We start from the raw sequence: 19,280 nt of genomic DNA, 5'->3' as shown, positions 1-19,280 counted from the left end.
CCAACCATACTCTTTTTTATTCTGATTTCTTTTTTGACACCAAAGTGATGTATTTTGTGAATTCAGCTTTCACTTTGGGAAACAGAATCAATAGCCCAATCATATTCGGAAACACCAAGGCCAATATCATGGCATCGGAGAATTTTATAACCGCATCCAACGTGATTGCAGCTCCCAAAACCGTAAAAACCAGAAACAACAATTTATAGGTCAAATCGGTAAGCTTTCCACGACCGAAGAGATATTTCCAAGCCTGAAGTCCATAATAAGACCAAGATAGAATAGTGGAAAAGGCAAATAGGCAAACCGCAACCATCAAAACATATGAGGAACCTTTGATTGAATCCTCAAAGGCCAGCGAAGTAATATTGACACCTCCCAAGCGGCTTCCATCTTTTAAAAGTGCCTGACCGTCCACTACATTTCCGTACATAAATGTACCATCCATATTAAACAGAATAATGACCACTGCGGTCATAGTGCAGACCAAAACAGTATCAATAAAAGGTTCCAACAGCCCCACCAACCCTTCTGAAGCCGGGTAGGCGGTATTCACTGCGGAGTGTGCTATGGCGGCCGAGCCAGCTCCCGCCTCGTTTGAAAATGCTGCACGCCTAAAACCCTGAATCATCACGCCGGCAAATCCTCCTGTGATCGTGGCCCTCGGTGAAAAAGCTTCCGAAAAAATCTGGGCGATAGCTTCATCAACGATATCAATTTTGGAAAAAATAATGAACAGTGCGGCACCCACATATAGAATTGCCATAAAGGGCACTACTTTTTCAGTTACTTTGGCAATTCTTTTGATTCCTCCAATAATCACGATTCCTGCCAAAACTGCAAACACCAACCCTATTATACTTCCTGTTGCTGAACCGGTAAGTCCAAACAGCCCTATGATCTGGGCTGCAGCCTGATTGCTCTGAAAAGCATTACCCCCGCCAAAAGATGCCCCCACACAGAGGACCGCAAAGATTATGGCCAAAAATTTCCCTAAATGCCCCAGCCCTCTTTCCTTAAGTCCCTTGGACAAATAATACATTGGCCCACCAAAAACCGTCCCGTCTTTATCAATATCACGGTATTTTACCCCTAGGGTACATTCCACAAATTTTGTGGACATTCCTAACAACCCGGCCAGAACCATCCAAAAAGTGGCTCCAGGTCCTCCAATAGATATGGCAACGGCAACCAGTGCAATATTACCAAGACCAACAGTACCGGAAACTGCGGTTGCCAAAGCTTGAAAGTGATTGACCTCTCCCAGATGACCCTCATCCTTAATAGTTCCTTTTACATCTCCATCGACCTCATGCACGATGGTCTTCAACACTGACTTCTCCTTCTCAAGCTCATCATATTTTCCCCTAACCACCTGTATCGCTGTTGGAAAATGACGGATATTGACGAAACCGAAATAGAGAGTAAAAAAAAGAGCGCCCAAGATGAGAAGAATCAACACCAAAGGAATTCCATTGCCAAAAATTGCCACCTCAGCCAAGATCAATTTTTCCCACCAAATAGCAAAAGGCATAAAGCCTTCATTGATTCTTTCGTCCAATCCTTTTTCTGAAGAAGAAGCAATTATTTGTGTTGATGAAAGTAATTGTGTGCCAAAAAAATAAAATATTCCCATAATCCAAAAGTTTCTGAAATTTCACGAGCAGAATTGGATTAATCGGGTTTTGTCGGAATGAATATGAAAATGTCAGTAGCTGAAAAACTGACAAATCAGGAGTTTACCCTTCATTTTCTATGGTAATATTTTCCTTGGGAAGTAGTAGCCTGATTTTTCTTTCCCTTTGTTCCGACATTTCAAATAATGTAGTTTTTAAAGGAACAAAGTGTTTATCCTTTGTCCAGCAGTTTTTGCCAAAGAGTCCATCCAGCAAAGCTGAAATAAGTCTTTTTAACTCATTATGGTCATTAATATCATAGGTTTTGGAGACATCGAAATTTTTGGGTTTTATTTCGAGCCATCCATCGGCTTCGACAAGTTTACGTTCTGCAAAGAGCTTGAACAGTTTATATAGGGCCGGGGTAAGCGACACCACCCTATCTTCATTTCTTGAAAATCCTTGCATGGAAACCTGAAAGTTTTCTTTGTTTGGCAATCCGCTCTTTCTGAAAAAATGAAGTTTTAGCTGGTGCGGTGCAGGAATTACAGTTTCGGTGAGTTCCTTAACCCAACTTAGGGCCAAGGCAAAGAAAAGCATTATCAAGGATGTCTTAAATATGGCCGAGAACAACAATAGGTTAATGGTATCATCCAAAAGCTTGTACATCTGGGCCAATAGGGTAATAAAAACTGTAATTATGGAAAGCCAACCAAGTAGCGGCAACCTTCTTTTCACAAATGATTCCCATAAAACAAAGCCCAGGAAAAACAAGGTCAGTATGGCATAATAAACATCCAGTTCGCTGATTATCGATGCGGTGCTTGCCAGGAACATTTTATGGAGCGTGGGCAAAAGAGCAAAAACAAATGGCACTCCAATAACATAAGGCCAAAAATTGGACTTGATCAAAGGTTCAAACGGCTTGGGAAGATATCTAAACCACGGTAGGGCAAGGAGTATAAAAAGACTGTTCAGTAATGAAAATATGCTTCTAAACCCTTCTTTAAAATGCAGGCCCAGCCCCATGTTCTCCCAGGAAACAATTTCAACCAATCCGGAGAATGACCAACAAAGAATTGAAAGTGCCAACCATACTTGGCCAAAATCATCTTGTTTCTTGCCAATATGATACCAGATGGACATTAAAGCCAGGAATGCGAAAAAACATACGGAAAACTGCCACCAACCGTAGAAGGTGGAGACTTGAGTCAAAGAAACTACGTCCAAATTGTATTTATCAAGTTAAAGCTATTCACTAAAAATAATGAAAGTTTAAGCAACCCATAAAAACCTATCCTCTCAAAACCCTTTTAGGAACGGAGACCAGGTCATATTACAGTTATTCCCACTTGAAAATCCAATTGGAAATATCATGAATAAGTTGCATCGCCTCACCAATGTTCTTGGGATGGTTCCAAAATGTATGGAACATATTCTTATATGTTCTAAAATGTACTTTGGTATCCATTTTCAATAGATTGTTTTGGAATTCTGAAACTTGGCTGAAGAGAATCTCGGCACTTCCCACACTTACAAATGTTCTTGGCATGGAGATAATATTTGACTTGTCAAATGTCATGGGGTGCTCTGGATTTTCAGTTTTTTGTCCCAGATAAAGTCGATAACAATTCGTAACAAATGTTCGGTTTCCAACATCATTATCGGCATTGTAATTTATGGAACCTGCACTTGCCAATGGATCAATCCAAGGAGAAATTAAAACTGTTCCTGAAATCTTATCCTTTTCCACTGCTTTTAGATTTTTAAATGTTGATAAAACCAGTGCAGCTCCTGCAGAATCCCCCATCAAAAGTAAATCATCATAGTTTCCTGAAATGTCCCTCACAAAATCAATGCTTGAAGTGTGGGCCTTTGGATATAACATTTCTGGCGCCTTTGGATAATCAGGAACATATATGGCCAGGTTTGAGCAAGAACTCAGTTTAACTGAAAATTCCAAGGTCGCTTCCGGAGAACCCAAAACATACCCACCCCCATGAAAATAAATAATGGCACTATCGCTTTTATAGGGTTTTAGCGGAGTGATTTTCAAAAATACAGTTCCATTTAAGGTCGCATGTTCAATATTGACTTTCTTTCCCATCTTAGGTTTAGGGGTAAATTTTTTGGATAAGCTTTTAAGCCATGGCAGTCCATATTCATTGGAGGATAAAAGAGTCAATCGCGATGTGGCCCATATGATTTCTGTTTTCAAAGACCAATTAGGGTATTTTTTAATGTTAAAAATTCTTCGAAAAAGTACACGAGTAATGACAAATACTAGATTGAAGGTGTATTTTGATTCATTCATACTTGTGAATTTTACCAGAATGAGCCAGTAGAGTCTTAGCTTCTTTCCAATTTGGGAACTCATCCATATTTAGGATTGCAACTCTTATTTCCTTAGCAATGAATCTACTCTTGCCCATGGCATATAGGTGATTTCCATTTCGTGAGAAATTCTGCATTTCTTCTTTGTCTCTCCACAAGGTAATTGTATAGTGTTTTTTCCAAAACCCTGTGGTTCTATAGTCTATACATGAGGAGTTCTTTAATTGATTTATCACTTGTAGTGAAACCAGTGATAATCTGAAGAACAAAAGGGGCGATTTTAATTCGATGCTGGTTATTGCCAATACCATAATTCATTTTTTTATTGATGGCTAAGTATTCCCTAATTGCCCTTGTAATATTCCCTAACCTTTCTCACTATGGAGTAAGATAGTTCTTGACTAGCATCTCCATTATTGGTCAATATGATTATTTCAAGATTTAGGTTCGGGTTAATGGATAAAATACTGCGATACCCATCAAATCCACCAATATGCCAATAATCATTGGAGTCTGTAAGATTGGCATCTTGATGCCAATAATTGGTTCCTGTGCCTGTAATCCAACCAAGGCCATAATCCCCCAACCAGGAAATTGATGAGGAGGGTTGTATCATTGACTGTAGTGTGGTTTCAGAAACAATCTGATTTAACAGTATTGCCTCAACAAATAGATTAAGGTCATTGATGGTACTTACTATTCCACTTGGGCCATAAATCAGGGAATCAAAGCCTTTTACCTTAATTAAATTACCAAAATTTAGAGCGTAGTTGCCATTCTTATCTCCCAAATGTTCATTTTCATTAATAACAAAGGTGTTGCTCATTCCAAGTGGTGCAAATATGTTGGTTTGCATATAAGATGGGTAGCTCATTCTACTTATTCGCTCTATGATCAAGGCTAAAAAAACATAGCCGGTGTTGGAGTACTCAGCCGAAGTTCCGGGTTCAAAAAGTAGATTTTCTAATCCAGATATCGGAATCAAATCCAGCACTTGAGAAGTGGTAACTCCATCCAAAGTGGATAAATCATTGTTGTCATCAATATAATCCAAAAGCCCCGCACTATGGTCCAGCAATTGCTTTACGGATATACTACTAAAGGCATCGGATAACTCAGGAATAAAATCCATAACCTTGTCTTCTAAAGAAATCAAATCCTGCTCCACTAGTTTCATTATCCCTAGGGCCGTAAAGGTTTTGGTTATGGAACCAATTCGAAATCCAGTGTTGGAATTTATGGAAAGATTATCACTGGTTCTTGCTAGACCTTTGGTCTGTTGATAAACTACATCTCCATCTTTTCTTACTAAGACGGCAACTCCAGGTCGGTTAGAAGCCTGCTTTTCTAAAACATCGTCAATTACAGCAGAAAGATTTTGGGGTATATCATTGCTGCTATCATCGCTACTGCAACTCTGCAACCAGTAGATGAACATGAACAAAAGGGACGCATAGAGGTATTTCTTGATTATTGAAAACTCGTTTTTCATTTTAAATAGAAATTTGGATTGTTAATTGTTTTGCGCAAATATCCGTTCACGGTACACGATAAATGCCTCATGCGGTAATTTGAGACCAATTAACTTTTCGGAAAACCCTGTTCAGGAATTGAAATTATGCTGGGATTTTTGGAACTCCTTCGGAGATTGCCCCTCATAGTTCTTAAAAACCCGATTCATTGAAGCTTTAGAATTAAAACCACTTTCAATGCCTAAAGAAAGAATTGTGAACTTTCTATGATTTGGGTCTGAAAGCAATTTTTTGAAGTATTCAACACGGTAACGGTTTACAAAGTCATAGAAGTTCTTGTTTGACCTTGAATTGATTACTTGGGAAATTTTATGCACTGAAATATTGAGTTTTGAGGCTACGTCATCAATTTTTAATTGGGGCTCCAAAAAAACTTTCTCTTCATCAAACAATTGTGTGATTTCCTGGAAATGGAAATCGATACTTTCATTGTCCAGATTGGAAGACTGGTACTTCTCAATAGGCTGGGATTTTGTTTGGGAACCTAGCTGCTTGTGATTCATATCAGCAATGGTATATTGTCTTATTCCATTGTAGCACAGATAAAATAGGAGTAGTATAAAAATTATGTACTCAATCCCGAATGGAATTTCAATGTTATCAATTATTCCAAAGCTGAAACACAGAAAGACAACAAATCCAGATGAACTTAAACCAAGAAACGATAGTATAAAATAACGGAACCAGTTTAAATTGATATGTTCTATTGAGGAATGAACATTTTTAATCTTTGCGGTATAAGCGTTAAGTTTTTTTGCCAGCCATACCAGTAACACTATAACATATATATATTGGGTGATATAAAAGAAGAGCTGATATTTTGTTGGCCTATCAAATAAGGATTGCATATCAGCAAAGGAACTGTAATCATTGAACACCAAAATATCCAGCACCAAGAATACATTATAAATGATGGGGTAACAGAAAATCCACAACCAGTTTTTGTTGAGCTTGTTTTTTCCATCCAACAGAATGAGCCCGTATATCACGAGCACTGGAAAATAGTACGTATTGAAAAAGAGGACAATTAAATAGACCACAATGGAGGGCCATGTTTCCATTAAGATATGCGACCCGAGAATGCCCACAAAAAACAAGATTATGGCAATCAGGTAATAATCGCTCAAAACCTTGTTCTTTTTGTTTATGATGAACAAAAAGAATATTGACAGAATGGTCAAACCAATTACAATGGGAAAAATCATTGGGTTAAAATCATTTTTATTGACATCCCCTTCTTAAAGACGGACATTTCTAAAATACTCAAAATAGCAAAGTATGTTGAACAAGGCCCATATCCTATTTTGTTTCAAACTCTTCTTGCAAAAAATATAAGGTCTCATTAGCCAAACATAGACTCAAACTATAACATGAGGCATTTAGCTTTTCAAATATGTTCTCCTTTGCAACTCATCATAAAACTAAAACAAAATGAGATATTCGCTAATTTCAGTAATACTGCTAGGTTTTTTTATTTCCTGTTCCAAGGAAGATGATTCAATTCCCTCTGATCAGATTGAGCGCCAAGGTATATTTACGACCCAAGTCGAAAATGGCTCTATAGAAGGTGAATTGTTTTTACCTGATGGAAACGGACCCTTCCCAACAATGATTATCGTTCCAGGTTCTGGAGAAGAAACAAAAGCCGGTCTGACCAACTTTGTTTCCCTGTTTAATTCATTTGGCTATGGACTTTACATTTATGATAAAAGAGGTCTAGGTAATTCCACAGGCTCTTATCCCATCGAGATTCCTGAGAATCCATTGGAATTTTTGTCGGCACGTGCTGATGATGTTATCAGCATAGTGGAACTATTAAAGACACATGGGTTGATTGACACAAATAAGATTGGATTGTTCGGCTCTAGCCAGGGCACATGGGTCAACACAATTGCTTATGACAAAATTGGTAAAGACATTGGATTGATGGTAATGGCAAGCGGAGGAGCAACCTCAACTGGTATTGAACAACACTATGAAAATCTAATCGAACAATCCAACTATTCCATTGAAGATGCAAACGAGGCCTTAAACGAATATGACGGACCTCTTGGGTACGATCCAAAACCAACTCTAACAGAAACTGACGTGCCCACACTTTTTATTTTAGGTGGTAAAGATCAAAGCCATCCCACTTTATATGATAAGGCTTTGATAGAAGGAATGCAGAAATCAAAATTCACCATTCATTTCTATGAAAATGCAGACCATGACTTATTGGACATAGACACGCAGGCTTATCCCAGTATGTTGCTTCAAAATTTGGAGAATTGGTTGAATGACAACAAATAATCTGGATTTTAGAAGATTCACTGCCAATACAATAACGAATCAACCATTTTAATTTATAAAAGATGAACAGTAAAAGTGTATCCTTGGGAATCGTTGTATTAATCAATATTCTGTTTATTGGTTCAGCATTTATCTTTTTAGGGAAAATACCCGCGCTTATCTTTTCTTCGGCTTCCATAGGCGGATTTCTCCTTTGGATTTTCACCACCTTTAGAACACCCATATCCACTAGAAAGATAATTGTTCCATACCTATTCACGGTAATGCTATTCATCATTCATGTTTACGAAGAGTATATAACAGATTTTGAGGTTGCCATGACCGAAATCACTGGATTTCATATGTTGGAGAAAAATTTCGTGACCATTGCGGCCTTTGCAGCCCCAATACTATGGGTTACCGGCGCAATACTGATTATTAAAGAGACAAGGGTGGGACACTATTTACTATGCTTCTTTTTTGTGGCAATGACCATTTCGGAGTTGTCACATTTTGTCTTTCCTTTTATACATGATGGCACCTTTCACTATGTTTCTGGCATGTATACAGCAATATTTCCATTAATACCGGCATCCTATGGCTTGTATATTATGATGGAGTCTGTCAAAAAGAACAAAACCCCTTAAAAACGAAGTTTTTAAGGGGTTTCTGTTGGCCTACAAGGACTCGAACCTTGAACGACTGAACCAAAATCAGCTGTGTTACCAATTACACCATAGGCCAGTACCATAATTTAAGTTGAATCAACTTCAGCTTTCGAGCGTGCAAATTTATAACAAACTTTGGCTTCTACAAATAATTTCCAAAGAATACGGTCTATTTTTCTACCTGTCTGCTGTTAAAGCTTTTGCAAAATTGGTCAGGCTTCTCTCTTATATTTACTAAATTCGCCCCAACTCGGTTAACAACCATTCATATGTTCGCAAAAGACTTCAAAAAATGGGACACCATTCTAGGGTGGGTTTCCTTCCTAATAGCCTTTATCGTATATGCACTTACCGTTGAACCCACTGGGAGTTTTTGGGATGCCGGGGAGTACATTACCACTTCTGCAAAATTGCAGGTGGGCCACCCTCCAGGAGCGCCACTTTTACAAATGATAGGCGCCTTTTTCGCCCTTTTTGCCTTTAATGATCCTTCCAAGATTGCACTAATGGTGAATGCCGTCTCCGTGGTATCAAGTGCTTTGGCAGTTTTGTTCACCTTTTGGACCATAACCAACCTTACCAAAAAACTCATTTCAAAGAAGAAGGCCGTAACCAATAGCAAAGCTATTGCCATTTTTGGAAGCGGAATGGTCGGAGCGCTTGCCTTCACGTTTTCAGACAGTTTTTGGTTCAATGCCGTAGAAACTGAAGTATACGCTATGGCCAGTTTTATTATGGCCCTATTGCTTTGGTTGGGACTGAAATGGACGGACAATCTGGATGAACCCCGAGGACACAGATGGTTATTGCTCATTTGTTTTGTGATAGGACTCACTTTCGGAATACAGTTTATGGGCTTCTTGGCCATTCCCTCTATAGGACTCCTGTTCTATTTTAAGAAGTACAAGAAGACTACGGTTAAAGGCTTTCTACTGGCCAACCTAGCAGTAATCGGTGTGTTGATTTTGGTCTATAAGTTTTCCCTTACCTATGTCTTGAAACTTTTTGGTTGGAGCGAGGTCTTCTTTATCAACGAGGTGGGACTCCCCTTTAATTCAGGAACCATCATAATGGGGCTGATTTTCATCTTCGCCTTCTTTTTTGCACTTCGATATACCCGAAAAAATAACTTTCATACCGGAAACATCATTGTACTCTGTTTGATGTTTTTGATTCTTGGTTTTTCCTCATGGTTGATGCTTCCGATCAGAGCCAATGCCAATACCGTGGTCAACGAGAACAATCCTTCCGATGCACGTTCTCTTTTGGCGTACTACAATCGTGAACAATATCCCGGAGTGGACAGTCCGTTTTATGGCGCCTATTATTCAGACACCTTTGCACCTGCAGGCGAGGACAAGGACGATCGCCCCAAATACGAAAAAGATGAAAAACTGGGCAAGTATGTCATTGTGAACAACTACAAGAACGCAATGCAAGGGCCCAATGAAAAGCACGTTGGCATCATGCCCAGGATGTGGAGCGACCAACATGCCGAAAACTACATACGCTATTTTGGGGAACTGGATTTTAGGATAAAATCAGAATACATTTCCAATAATGATCTAAGGCAAGCCGTAGGACAATTTAAAACGGCTTATCAACAAGGTGAGCTAGATGCTGAACAATATGTTCGTTTTCTTAGGGAATTTGGTGAATACATTGAGGTTGAACCTCCAACCTTTGGACAAAACCTGCGCTATCTCTTTCAGTTTCAGTTTGGCTATATGTATATGCGCTACTTTATGTGGAACTTTGCTGGAAGACAAAATGATGTCCAGGGACGATATGATGAAAATGGACATTGGCTAAGCGGGATCGGATTCATTGACAGTCTTAGACTGGGTAGTCAGGACAACCTTCCTTCGGATTGGAAAAACAACAAGTCAAGAAACACCTATTTCTTCCTACCACTTCTGTTGGGAATCATTGGCATTGTATTTCAAATTTCTAAAAACCCGAAGCACTTTTGGGCGCTTTTGGTATTTTTCCTTTTCACCGGATTGGCCATACAGTTCTATACCAACCCCTATATCTTTCAACCCCGTGAACGGGATTATTCCTTGGTGGGATCGTTCTACGTGTTCTGTATTTGGATAGGAATTGGGGTATATGGACTGTATGATGAATTCCGAAAATTTCTGTCGGCCAAAATAGCCGCTCCCGTTATCACCACACTCTGTCTTTTGGCAGTTCCGCTGTTGATGGCCTTCCAGAATTGGGACGACCATGACAGATCAGGACGCTATACGGCGCGGTCCACGGCCAAGGCCTATCTGGATTCTTGCCAGGAAGATGTCGGTGCCATTCTGTTCACCATTGGTGATAATGACACCTTCCCGTTATGGTATGCCCAAGAAATTGAAGGACACCGCACCGATGTTCGTATTGTGAACACCAGTCTCTTTGCCACCGACTGGTACATTGACCAAATGAAACGCAAAGCATACGAAAGTGACCCCATTCCATCGCAATTGACCCATGATAAATACCGATATGGCTCAAGGGATGCTGTGTACTATCAGGGAATTACAGAAAGTAGGTGGAACATCAAGGATTTCATGAACTGGATTGGAAGTGATAAGCCCCAGACCAAATTCAAATACCTGCTGGAAAAACAAGGGGCCGACCTCAGCAACTATCCAGAAAGCAATCTGGATATTGTGTATTATCCCACCAACAAAATAAGGATTCCGGTCAATAAAAAGAACGTATTGGAAAGTGGCATCGTTAAGGAAAAGGATTCAGCCCTTATTGTGGACTATATCGATATTGATCTTCCGCAAAGTGCCCTTCCAAAAAACAGAATTCTAATGTTGGACCTTATTGCCAACAACGATTGGAAGAGACCTGTTTATTTCTCAGGAGGAAGTTTTGACCGAGCCGAATACATCTGGATGAAAGACTACCTTCAACTGGATGGATTGGTCTATAAATTGGTTCCCATTAAGACCAAAAATGAAAGCTCTTTTGAAATGGGACGTATTGATACCGATTTGATGTATGAGATTGTCACCAAATGGGATTGGGGCAATTCTGGGAGTGATAAAATTTATCACGATCCACAAACCCGATCACAAGGACTCTCTTTCCGAAGCAATTTAGCCCGTTTGATGGAAACCCTGATTGCTGAAAACAAAATTGACAAGGCCAAGGACATTATTGAAATAGCCATGACCAACATGCCTGTGGAACATTATGGCTTTTATGCCTTTGTTGAACCTTATGTAGATGGATATTACAAAGTTGGAGAAACGGAAAAGGCACATGCATTATTCGAAAAGCTGAAAAAAGTCTATCAAGAACGTTTAGAGTACTACGCCGGCGTACCCTTGGATGAGCAATACGAAAAAATTGATGACATCCTTGCCGACATGCAGGCCTACAGAAGGAACATTGATATCCTAATAGAAAACGGAGATAGGGAACTGGCCGAATCTGAAATGATCATCTTCAATGAATACATTGATAAATTCTCGCAATTTATGGGAAGTGACGATGATACCTTTGAAGAAGACCCGGTTCAAGACCCAGACCTTCAGGACTCAGTTCCTATGGATACCATAGAGGCCGTTCAAGATTCAGCAGTACTGGAACAATAAAAAAGCGAGGGTAAAACCTCGCTTTAAATATATTCGTTCAAGATGCCTATGAGTGTGTTGGCATCCTGTTCTCCACTTTGTCGCCAGACCATTTCACCCTTTTTGTAGATCATCAACGTAGGCAATCCCTTGATTCTCAAAGCCTGGGAAAGCTCCTTGTTTTTATCCACATCAATCTTGATCACTTTACCCTTATCACCAAGAGCCGCAGCAACATCGCGCAAAACTGGGTGCATGGAGGTGGACTGTTCGTTCCACTCCGCGTAAAAGTCCAACAGTACAGGGACGTTTACATCTATGAGTTCACCAAATTTAGACATGTGTATTCAATGGTTTACCAGCCAAAAGTAAGAAAATTTGTTAAAGTTTTACATGAAGTCAATGCTTTACCGTATTGAGACTCGTTAAATTCAAGTTAAAGCTTTCTTTTTCACTTTGGATACATCAATGCAGATTTATCGGTACCCTTAAGGCAAGATTCGTTCAATTTTTTTGATATATGGTGAAAGAATAGGCAATGTCATCCATTGCAGATGCGTCCCAGGGATATTGAATACGCATTGAACCATCATTTTCAATAGTTATTTCGGGATATCTGCTTTCTTCGGACATATCTCCGAATCTAAGCAATTTTAACTCGTAATTTGCATCAGGGAAATTGACATCATCAATTTCTCTAAATTCTCCCGGCCTCGTACTAGCAAGGACACAATTACCCTCATCAAGAACATGATTGTCTGTTTCAAAAGTACCATCTACAAAAAATGTGATTTTTTGAAAAACACCACATGGGTCATCAGCAGATTCTTCACTATTGTCATCATTGACCACACCTATCTGAAATGCGGTCCATTCACCAATCAATGGACTGTCGCTAAAATCATCTATCATTTCATCCTCATCATCACTAGTATTGTTATTATTTGAACAGTTGATGCTTAAAAAGCAACAAACAAAAACGATTAAATAAGCCGGTAGGGTTTTCACAACGTAGTTTTACGTCTTTAAGATAAACAAAAAATCATGCTTTTTTCGCATTGCGCAAAAATGACTTCCGATATTCTACTGTTTTGGGATAAAAACACAAGATATAGATAGTGAGGCTATTGGATAAAGCCATACTTTCAGCAAGAAGTGAATTAGCTTATGGATTGAGAAGAAAACCTCTGTAAAAAATAACTGCTAAATCAGTTAAGCATTTCGTTTTTTAAGGGTAATCACAGAAATCTCCGGCCAAATTCCAACACGTCCAGGGTAACCGATAAATCCAAAGCCTCGGTTTACATTAATGAACTGCCCTAATTCTTTGTACAGTCCGGCCCAATATTTATAGCGCCATTTTACCGGGCTCCATTTTACCCAGCCTGGAATCTCTACACCAAACTGCATCCCGTGGGTATGCCCACTTAAGGTCAAGTGGAAGTGATAATCGTCCTTGAGCACGATATCTTCCCAATGCGAGGGATCGTGGCTCAACAATATTTTAAAATCGTCTTTGGAAATACCTTCTTTGGCCTTATTTAGGTCCCCGGCTTTTTTAAATCCTCCCCGGCCCCAATTTTCCACCCCGACCAAGGCAATTTTTTGACCATCTTTTTCTAAATATCTATGCGAGTTTAGAATCAAATCAAAACCCATCTCTTTTTGCAGTGCTTTGAGGTCTTCCAAGTTCTGTACTTTGGCCTCTTCGGTCTTCCAACTGGTATAATCTCCGTAATCATGGTTACCCAAAATGGAGAACATACCATCTTTGGCCTCAAGTCGGGAAAAAACATCCTTCCAGGGTACCATTTCCGAAGTTTTGTCATTAACCATATCCCCTGTAAAGAAAATGACATCACTCTGTTGTTCATTGATCAGGTCGATACCGTAGGCCACCTTTTCCCTATCATCAAAACTACCACTGTGCACATCGGAGATTTGGGTAATCTGATATCCATCAAAAGCATCGGGAAGATCATCAAACTCCAATTCGTACTTTAATACTTGATAGTTGTATTTACCTCGGTACATGCCATAGAGCAAAGCTCCGAAGGGAATGGAGGCCAAACCTACCGCAATGGCGCTGACAAACTTTCTTCGCGAAGGGAAATAACCGGTCTGGGATTCGGACAATCCTACAATCTTATTATAGCCAAAAGCAAACAAGCGACCTATATCCTCCAACAACATAAAGGAGCCCAACACAATCGCCAAAAGAAAAAACGAAAAGAAAATACCGGATGCCACGGCCACGGTTCCCCTGAATCCATCTCCGGGTTCATAGGCTAATACCTTGATGATCAAAAACAACAAAGCGCCCAAAAAAAAGACCCCGTAGGCCCAATGCGCCCATTGATTTTTGAACACTGTCTTGAAGGCCTGAAAGCCATAAATGGCCATCACAATGTAGATTAGTGATAATATGATTACGAATCGAGGCATATCAATTTTTTTTGCAAAATTATTGGTAATTGGCTGAAATCAGGGCCGTTTTAAGTTTATTTAACGATTTGCACCACCTGATGCACAAGTGCTTCGTCGGTTTGGGGCACCTTGTTTTCCACCCAATGTTTGGACGAATTCATGCTGATATTGTTACGTAAATCCAAAGAATTAACAAAGTGGGTCCCTGATAAATGCAGGGCCCGTAACCCAGCCTCTTTAAACATTGAAGCATTTTTAGATGAAACTCCTCCACCTGCCATGATGGTCATTTCCGTCTGATCTTGCCATTTCTTTAAATTCTGAATACCAGATGCGGCAGATTCAAAGGTTCCCGACGTCAAGACGGTCGATGCACCAATTTCTTCCAATTGCCTTAAGGCAAGTTCGGGGTTCATCACCCAATCAAAAGCACGATGAAAGGTAAAATGTAAACCCTCGCCCAGTTCCACCAATGCTTTGGTGCGCTCAACATCCAGGGTAAAATCCGCTTTCAAAATTCCAGAAACAATCCCATCAACCCCCAACTCCCTACATTTTTCAATATCCGCCTTCATGACCTCAAACTCCATATCCGAATAGGTAAAGTGACCACTCCTAGGACGAATTAACAGATGGACCGGAATAGTAAGCTGTTTTTTTACCATTTCCAAGAGTCCAAAGGATGGTGTAACCCCTCCCACACTGAGTTCCGAACAAAGTTCAATACGGTCCGCCCCTGCCTTTTGGGCACTGATTGCCGATTCCAAAGAATTGGCACAAACTTCTACCAGCATTTGGCTATCTTTAATTCCCTAAAATTAAACAACCAGTCCATGAAACGACGCAAATTCTTGAAAAATTCCGGCTTAACCACAGCTGGGTTCTTATCTACATCTATTCTGGCCTCCTGTAAAACCGAAAACAAAATTGAACCTGAAAGCGCTACCCTCCCTCCCATCAGACCTGTGGCAGTTTGCACATGGAACTTCTTAAATGCCACTGCCAAAGCTTGGGAAGTACTTGATGCCGGAGGAAGTGCCCTCGACGCTGTGGAACAAGGAGTTCGAGTGGAAGAAGCTGACGTGACCAACGAAACCGTGGGCAAAGGGGGAAGACCGGACCGAGATGGCAATGTAACCTTGGACGCCTGCATCATGGACAAAGATGGTAATTGTGGCTCTGTAGTGTATCTTCAAAATATTGCACATCCCGTTTCTGTGGCCCGAAAAGTCATGGAAGAAACTCCCCATATTATTTTGGCCGGAAAAGGCGCAGAACAATTTGCCTACGAACAAGGTTTTAAAAAAGAAGACCTCTTTACAGAAAGTACTCGAAAGCAATATGAAGAATGGAAAAAGACCTCAAAATACGAGACCACCATCAATATTGAAAACCACGATACCATCGGTATGTTGGCCATTGATAAAAATGGTGACATTGCCGGGGCCTGTACCACTAGCGGCATGGCCTACAAAGTAGCAGGGCGCGTGGGAGACTCCCCGATAATTGGTGCTGGATTATTTGTGGACAACGAAGTGGGTGGTGCCACGGCTACCGGAGTTGGAGAAGAAGTCATCCGGACCGTGGGTAGTTTTTTGATTGTGGAGTTGATGCGACAAGGTATGAGTCCGCAGGAAGCTTGCGAAGAAGGTGTGAAACGCATTATGAAAAAGAACGAGGGCCGTGAGGATTTTCAAATTGGGTTTCTGGCCATCAATAAACAAGGTGAAACTGGAGGCTACTGCGTGCATCCCGGTTTTACCTACCGTGAATACAGTGAAAGTGGGCATGAGAACAATACCGTAAAGAGTTTTTATTCATAAAACCATAGGATTTAACCCCAACCAAAAACTAGTATGGTTCCCAGAATTGAAAAATTAAAAGAAAAAAAGTTAGTGGGGCATCACATAAAAATGAGCCTCATTCAGAATAAAACAGGGCTACTTTGGAAAAGTTTCGCTCCAAAAATCAAGGAAATACAGAACAAAGTGTCCCAAGACAAAATCTCCATGCAGATTTACCCGGCTAACTATTATAAAGATTTCAGCCCCGGCAATGAATTTGAAAAATGGGCTACGGTAGAAGTGGAAGATTTTGAAAGTGTTCCAGATGGAATGAACTCCTTCAATTTAGAGGGAGGTTTATATGCAGTTTTTGATTACAAAGGTTCCAGTACTGACACCTCCATATTTGAATATATCTTTAGGGAATGGTTGCCTGCATCCGATTTTCAAATTGATGACAGGCCCCACTTTGAGGTATTGGGAGAAAACTATAAAAACAATGACCCAGATTCTGAAGAAGAAATTTGGATACCTGTTAAAGAAAAAAGTTAAATCCAAGCTGAATCAATTTAAAGCTCAAACAAAACAACAATTAAAATGTCATATTTGATTAAAACATAAATCACCTTAGCAAAAACCGAAAGCATGAAACATCTATTCAAATTGGTTGTAGTTGTAGTCTTCCTATCCTGCAACAATTCTAATACTATCCCTGAAAACGAATTGCAAGCAGACGGACTTAAAGAACCCGTTGAGATTGTTAGAGATAAATGGGGAATCAACCATATTTATGCGAAAAACCAATACGACCTCTTCTATGCTCAAGGTTATACCGCAGCAGCGGATCGACTTTTTCAGTTTGAGATTTGGCGAAGACAAGCTACGGGTACTGTTGCTGAAATTCTTGGGGAAGAAGAATTAAACCGGGATATTGGTACACGCCTCTTTAAATTTCGGGGTGATATGACCACCGAAATGAATCACTACCACGATGATGGTGTTGAAATCATTACAGCTTATACTGATGGGGTAAATGCCTACATCGATGCTATTTTAAAGACACCGGAAAAATTACCAATAGAGTTCAAACTTTTGGACATACAACCACAAAAATGGACTCCTGAGGTAGTTATTTCAAGACATCAAGGTTTATTGGGAAATATCCTTCAAGAATTACAAATTGGGAGAGCCGTAGCTGAGCTAGGCCCTGAGACCGTCAAAGAATTGTATTGGTTTCATCCAAAGGAGCCTGATTTGACAATTGACCCCGGCATCAATACAGATTTGCTATCGGATGATATTCTTGCATTATACAAAGCCTACCGCAAACCTGTGGAATTCAAAAAAGAACATATTATTCCCGCTTATCAAAATACCAAAGAAGAAGAAACAATTTTATCGCTTTGCGAAGAAAAAAATGATTCTTTGTCCATAGGCAGTAATAATTGGGTAATTAAGGGCAGTCTTATGGCTGATGGCAACAGCTATATGGCCAATGACCCACATAGAACCATTGCCACACCGTCTTTGCGATATATGAGTCATTTAGTTGCGCCGGGTTGGAATGTTATCGGAGGTGGAGAGCCAGAAATACCAGGGATTTCTATCGGCCATAATGAGTATGGCTCTTGGGGGCTGACTGTTTTTAGAACAGATGGCGAAGATTTGTACGTCTATGAATTAAATCCTGACAATCCCAATCAGTATAAACATAAAGGCGATTGGGTGGATATGACCCAGATTTCAGAAACTATAAAAGTAAAGGGCCAAGAAGACCATACCGTACAATTATCCTATACCCTGCATGGCCCCGTTACCCATATTGATGCCAAAAACAATGTGGCCTATGCCGTACGATGCGCATGGCTGGAACCGGGAGGTTCTCCATATCTGGCTTCGTTGCGCATGGACCAAGCGAAAACATGGGAGGAATTTCGGGAAGCTTGTAACTATAGTCATATCCCAGGGGAAAATATGATATGGGCCGACAAAGAAGGAAACATTGGCTGGCAAGCTGTGGGCATTGCCCCTGTTCGCAAAAATTTCAGTGGCCTTGTTCCTGTTCCAGGTGATGGGCGATATGAATGGGACGGTTATTTGCCCATCATAGAAAAACCTAACGCTTACAATCCCACCGAAGGCTTTCTCGCTACAGCAAACCAAAATGTAACCCCAGAAGATTATGCCCATTGGGATGCCATTGGTTTCTCATGGTCAGACCCATATCGCGGAGACCGCGTGAACGAAGTATTGGGGGCAGATAAAAAAATGACCATGGAGGACATGAAGGCCTTACAAACAGATTATCTCTCAATTCCTGCAAGAATCTTAGTTCCTATGCTTGAGCATATCGTATTTGATGGAAAGGCTGCTGAGGCCAAAAAAAGGTTGGCCGATTGGGATTATAAACTCGAAGCTAGTTCCATTCCAGCTGCCATATATGTAGCTTGGGAAAACCAAATAAAAAAAATGGCAAATGAACGGTTCATTCCCGCTGAAGGAAAGGGCTTAGTTCCAGGAATTCAGCTGGCGCGAATTATGGAGTGGCTTAAAGCACCTGATGAAAGGTTTGGGGCAAACCCAATCTTAGGCAGAAATGAACTTTTGAGTAATGCCTTTAGCAAGGGCGTAGCTGACTTGGAAAAAGCCCTAGGCTCAGACATTGATTTGTGGCAATATGGACAAGAAAAGAACAAGCATACTTATATACAACATGCCCTGAGCGAAGCCGTAAATGATTCCACAAGAGCTAAACTAGATCATGGACCATTGCCTAGGGGTGGCAATGCCTACACTCCCGGCTCAACGGGCAGTAATTTAAAACAAAGCAGTGGAGCTTCTTTTCGTATTATTGTGAATACTGGGAATTGGGATGCTGCAGTGGGCTCCAATGGCCCAGGACAATCTGGTGACCCAGATAGTCCGTTTTATGACAACTTGTTTGAGCCTTGGGCCAATGATGAATATTTCCCTGTTTATTATTCTCGTAACAAGATTGATTCCGTAGCCACAAGCCTTACAAAATTGATTCCTGTGAAGAAACAATAAGTGGATGGGCATCTCAAGT

The 19,280-nt window shown here is 40.4% G+C and carries 16 protein-coding genes and 1 tRNA gene; 6 read left to right on the top strand and 11 right to left on the bottom strand.

All coding sequences use genetic code 11. The annotated features are described in order from the left end of the window. Positions 1-16: 16 nt before the first annotated feature. The 6 genes from DX873_RS13690 to DX873_RS13665 form a co-directional block, all read right to left on the bottom strand. The gene (locus DX873_RS13690; RefSeq protein WP_116185047.1) at positions 17-1,636 is read right to left on the bottom strand and encodes an alanine/glycine:cation symporter family protein; all 1,620 of its coding nucleotides are present in this window, start codon (positions 1,634-1,636) and stop codon (positions 17-19) included. A gap of 103 nt (positions 1,637-1,739) precedes the next feature. Continuing rightward, on the bottom strand, positions 1,740-2,762 hold the full coding sequence (locus DX873_RS13685; protein ID WP_116185046.1) for a hypothetical protein: 1,023 nt from the start codon (positions 2,760-2,762) through the stop codon (positions 1,740-1,742). Between the two features lie 196 nt (positions 2,763-2,958). Continuing rightward, positions 2,959-3,930: an alpha/beta hydrolase gene (locus DX873_RS13680; RefSeq protein WP_181899513.1), complete on the bottom strand. Its 972-nt coding sequence runs from the start codon at positions 3,928-3,930 to the stop codon at positions 2,959-2,961. After that, on the bottom strand, positions 3,923-4,261 hold the full coding sequence (locus DX873_RS13675) for a DUF3291 domain-containing protein (protein WP_116185044.1): 339 nt from the start codon (positions 4,259-4,261) through the stop codon (positions 3,923-3,925). The genes DX873_RS13680 and DX873_RS13675 overlap by 8 nt, the downstream gene beginning before the upstream one ends. A gap of 32 nt (positions 4,262-4,293) precedes the next feature. Then, positions 4,294-5,442 (bottom strand): serine hydrolase domain-containing protein, encoded by a 1,149-nt coding sequence (locus tag DX873_RS13670; RefSeq protein WP_116185043.1) that lies wholly within the window; start codon positions 5,440-5,442, stop codon positions 4,294-4,296. Between the two features lie 111 nt (positions 5,443-5,553). Continuing rightward, on the bottom strand, positions 5,554-6,687 hold the full coding sequence (locus DX873_RS13665; RefSeq protein ID WP_116185042.1) for a helix-turn-helix domain-containing protein: 1,134 nt from the start codon (positions 6,685-6,687) through the stop codon (positions 5,554-5,556). A 226-nt stretch (positions 6,688-6,913) separates the two neighbouring features. Between DX873_RS13665 and DX873_RS13660 the strand changes: the two genes are divergently transcribed. Beyond that, positions 6,914-7,774 (top strand): alpha/beta hydrolase family protein, encoded by an 861-nt coding sequence (locus DX873_RS13660; RefSeq protein ID WP_116185041.1) that lies wholly within the window; start codon positions 6,914-6,916, stop codon positions 7,772-7,774. Positions 7,775-7,836: 62 nt separating this feature from the next. Continuing rightward, on the top strand, positions 7,837-8,400 hold the full coding sequence (locus tag DX873_RS13655; protein ID WP_116185040.1) for a hypothetical protein: 564 nt from the start codon (positions 7,837-7,839) through the stop codon (positions 8,398-8,400). 25 nt (positions 8,401-8,425) lie between these two features. Here the strand turns inward: DX873_RS13655 and DX873_RS13650 are convergent. Next, a tRNA-Gln gene (locus tag DX873_RS13650) sits at positions 8,426-8,497 on the bottom strand. A 193-nt stretch (positions 8,498-8,690) separates the two neighbouring features. Here DX873_RS13650 and DX873_RS13645 point away from each other — a divergent pair. Then, complete coding sequence (locus DX873_RS13645) at positions 8,691-12,023, top strand: glycosyltransferase family 117 protein (protein ID WP_116185039.1); 3,333 nt, start codon at positions 8,691-8,693, stop codon at positions 12,021-12,023. A gap of 23 nt (positions 12,024-12,046) precedes the next feature. Here the strand turns inward: DX873_RS13645 and DX873_RS13640 are convergent, their stop codons facing one another. The 4 genes from DX873_RS13640 to DX873_RS13625 all read right to left on the bottom strand — a co-directional run bounded on the left by DX873_RS13640 (position 12,047) and on the right by DX873_RS13625 (position 15,223). Continuing rightward, positions 12,047-12,343 carry a thioredoxin family protein gene (locus tag DX873_RS13640; protein WP_116185038.1) on the bottom strand — a complete coding sequence of 99 codons (297 nt, stop codon included), beginning with the start codon at positions 12,341-12,343 and terminating at the stop codon, positions 12,047-12,049. 163 nt (positions 12,344-12,506) lie between these two features. After that, positions 12,507-13,010: a hypothetical protein gene (locus tag DX873_RS13635; RefSeq protein ID WP_116185037.1), complete on the bottom strand. Its 504-nt coding sequence runs from the start codon at positions 13,008-13,010 to the stop codon at positions 12,507-12,509. Positions 13,011-13,214: 204 nt separating this feature from the next. Next, on the bottom strand, positions 13,215-14,447 hold the full coding sequence (locus tag DX873_RS13630) for a metallophosphoesterase (protein WP_116185036.1): 1,233 nt from the start codon (positions 14,445-14,447) through the stop codon (positions 13,215-13,217). A 56-nt stretch (positions 14,448-14,503) separates the two neighbouring features. Next, complete coding sequence (locus DX873_RS13625) at positions 14,504-15,223, bottom strand: copper homeostasis protein CutC (protein ID WP_116185035.1); 720 nt, start codon at positions 15,221-15,223, stop codon at positions 14,504-14,506. A gap of 39 nt (positions 15,224-15,262) precedes the next feature. Here DX873_RS13625 and DX873_RS13620 point away from each other — a divergent pair, with 39 nt between their 5' ends. From DX873_RS13620 to DX873_RS13610, 3 genes are all read left to right on the top strand, one after another. Next, positions 15,263-16,252, top strand: coding sequence for an isoaspartyl peptidase/L-asparaginase family protein (locus DX873_RS13620; RefSeq protein WP_116185256.1), 990 nt, complete (start codon positions 15,263-15,265; stop codon positions 16,250-16,252). 33 nt (positions 16,253-16,285) lie between these two features. Then, on the top strand, positions 16,286-16,765 hold the full coding sequence (locus DX873_RS13615) for a GyrI-like domain-containing protein (protein ID WP_116185034.1): 480 nt from the start codon (positions 16,286-16,288) through the stop codon (positions 16,763-16,765). A gap of 93 nt (positions 16,766-16,858) precedes the next feature. After that, positions 16,859-19,261, top strand: coding sequence for a penicillin acylase family protein (locus DX873_RS13610; RefSeq protein WP_116185033.1), 2,403 nt, complete (start codon positions 16,859-16,861; stop codon positions 19,259-19,261). The last annotated feature ends 19 nt before the right edge of the window (positions 19,262-19,280 follow it).

The sequence above is a fragment of the Flagellimonas nanhaiensis genome, assembly GCF_003382275.1.
Taxonomy (GTDB): domain Bacteria; phylum Bacteroidota; class Bacteroidia; order Flavobacteriales; family Flavobacteriaceae; genus Flagellimonas; species Flagellimonas nanhaiensis.
The sequence above is the reverse complement of the archived record's forward strand: the minus strand, read 5'-3'. Positions and strand labels throughout refer to the sequence as shown.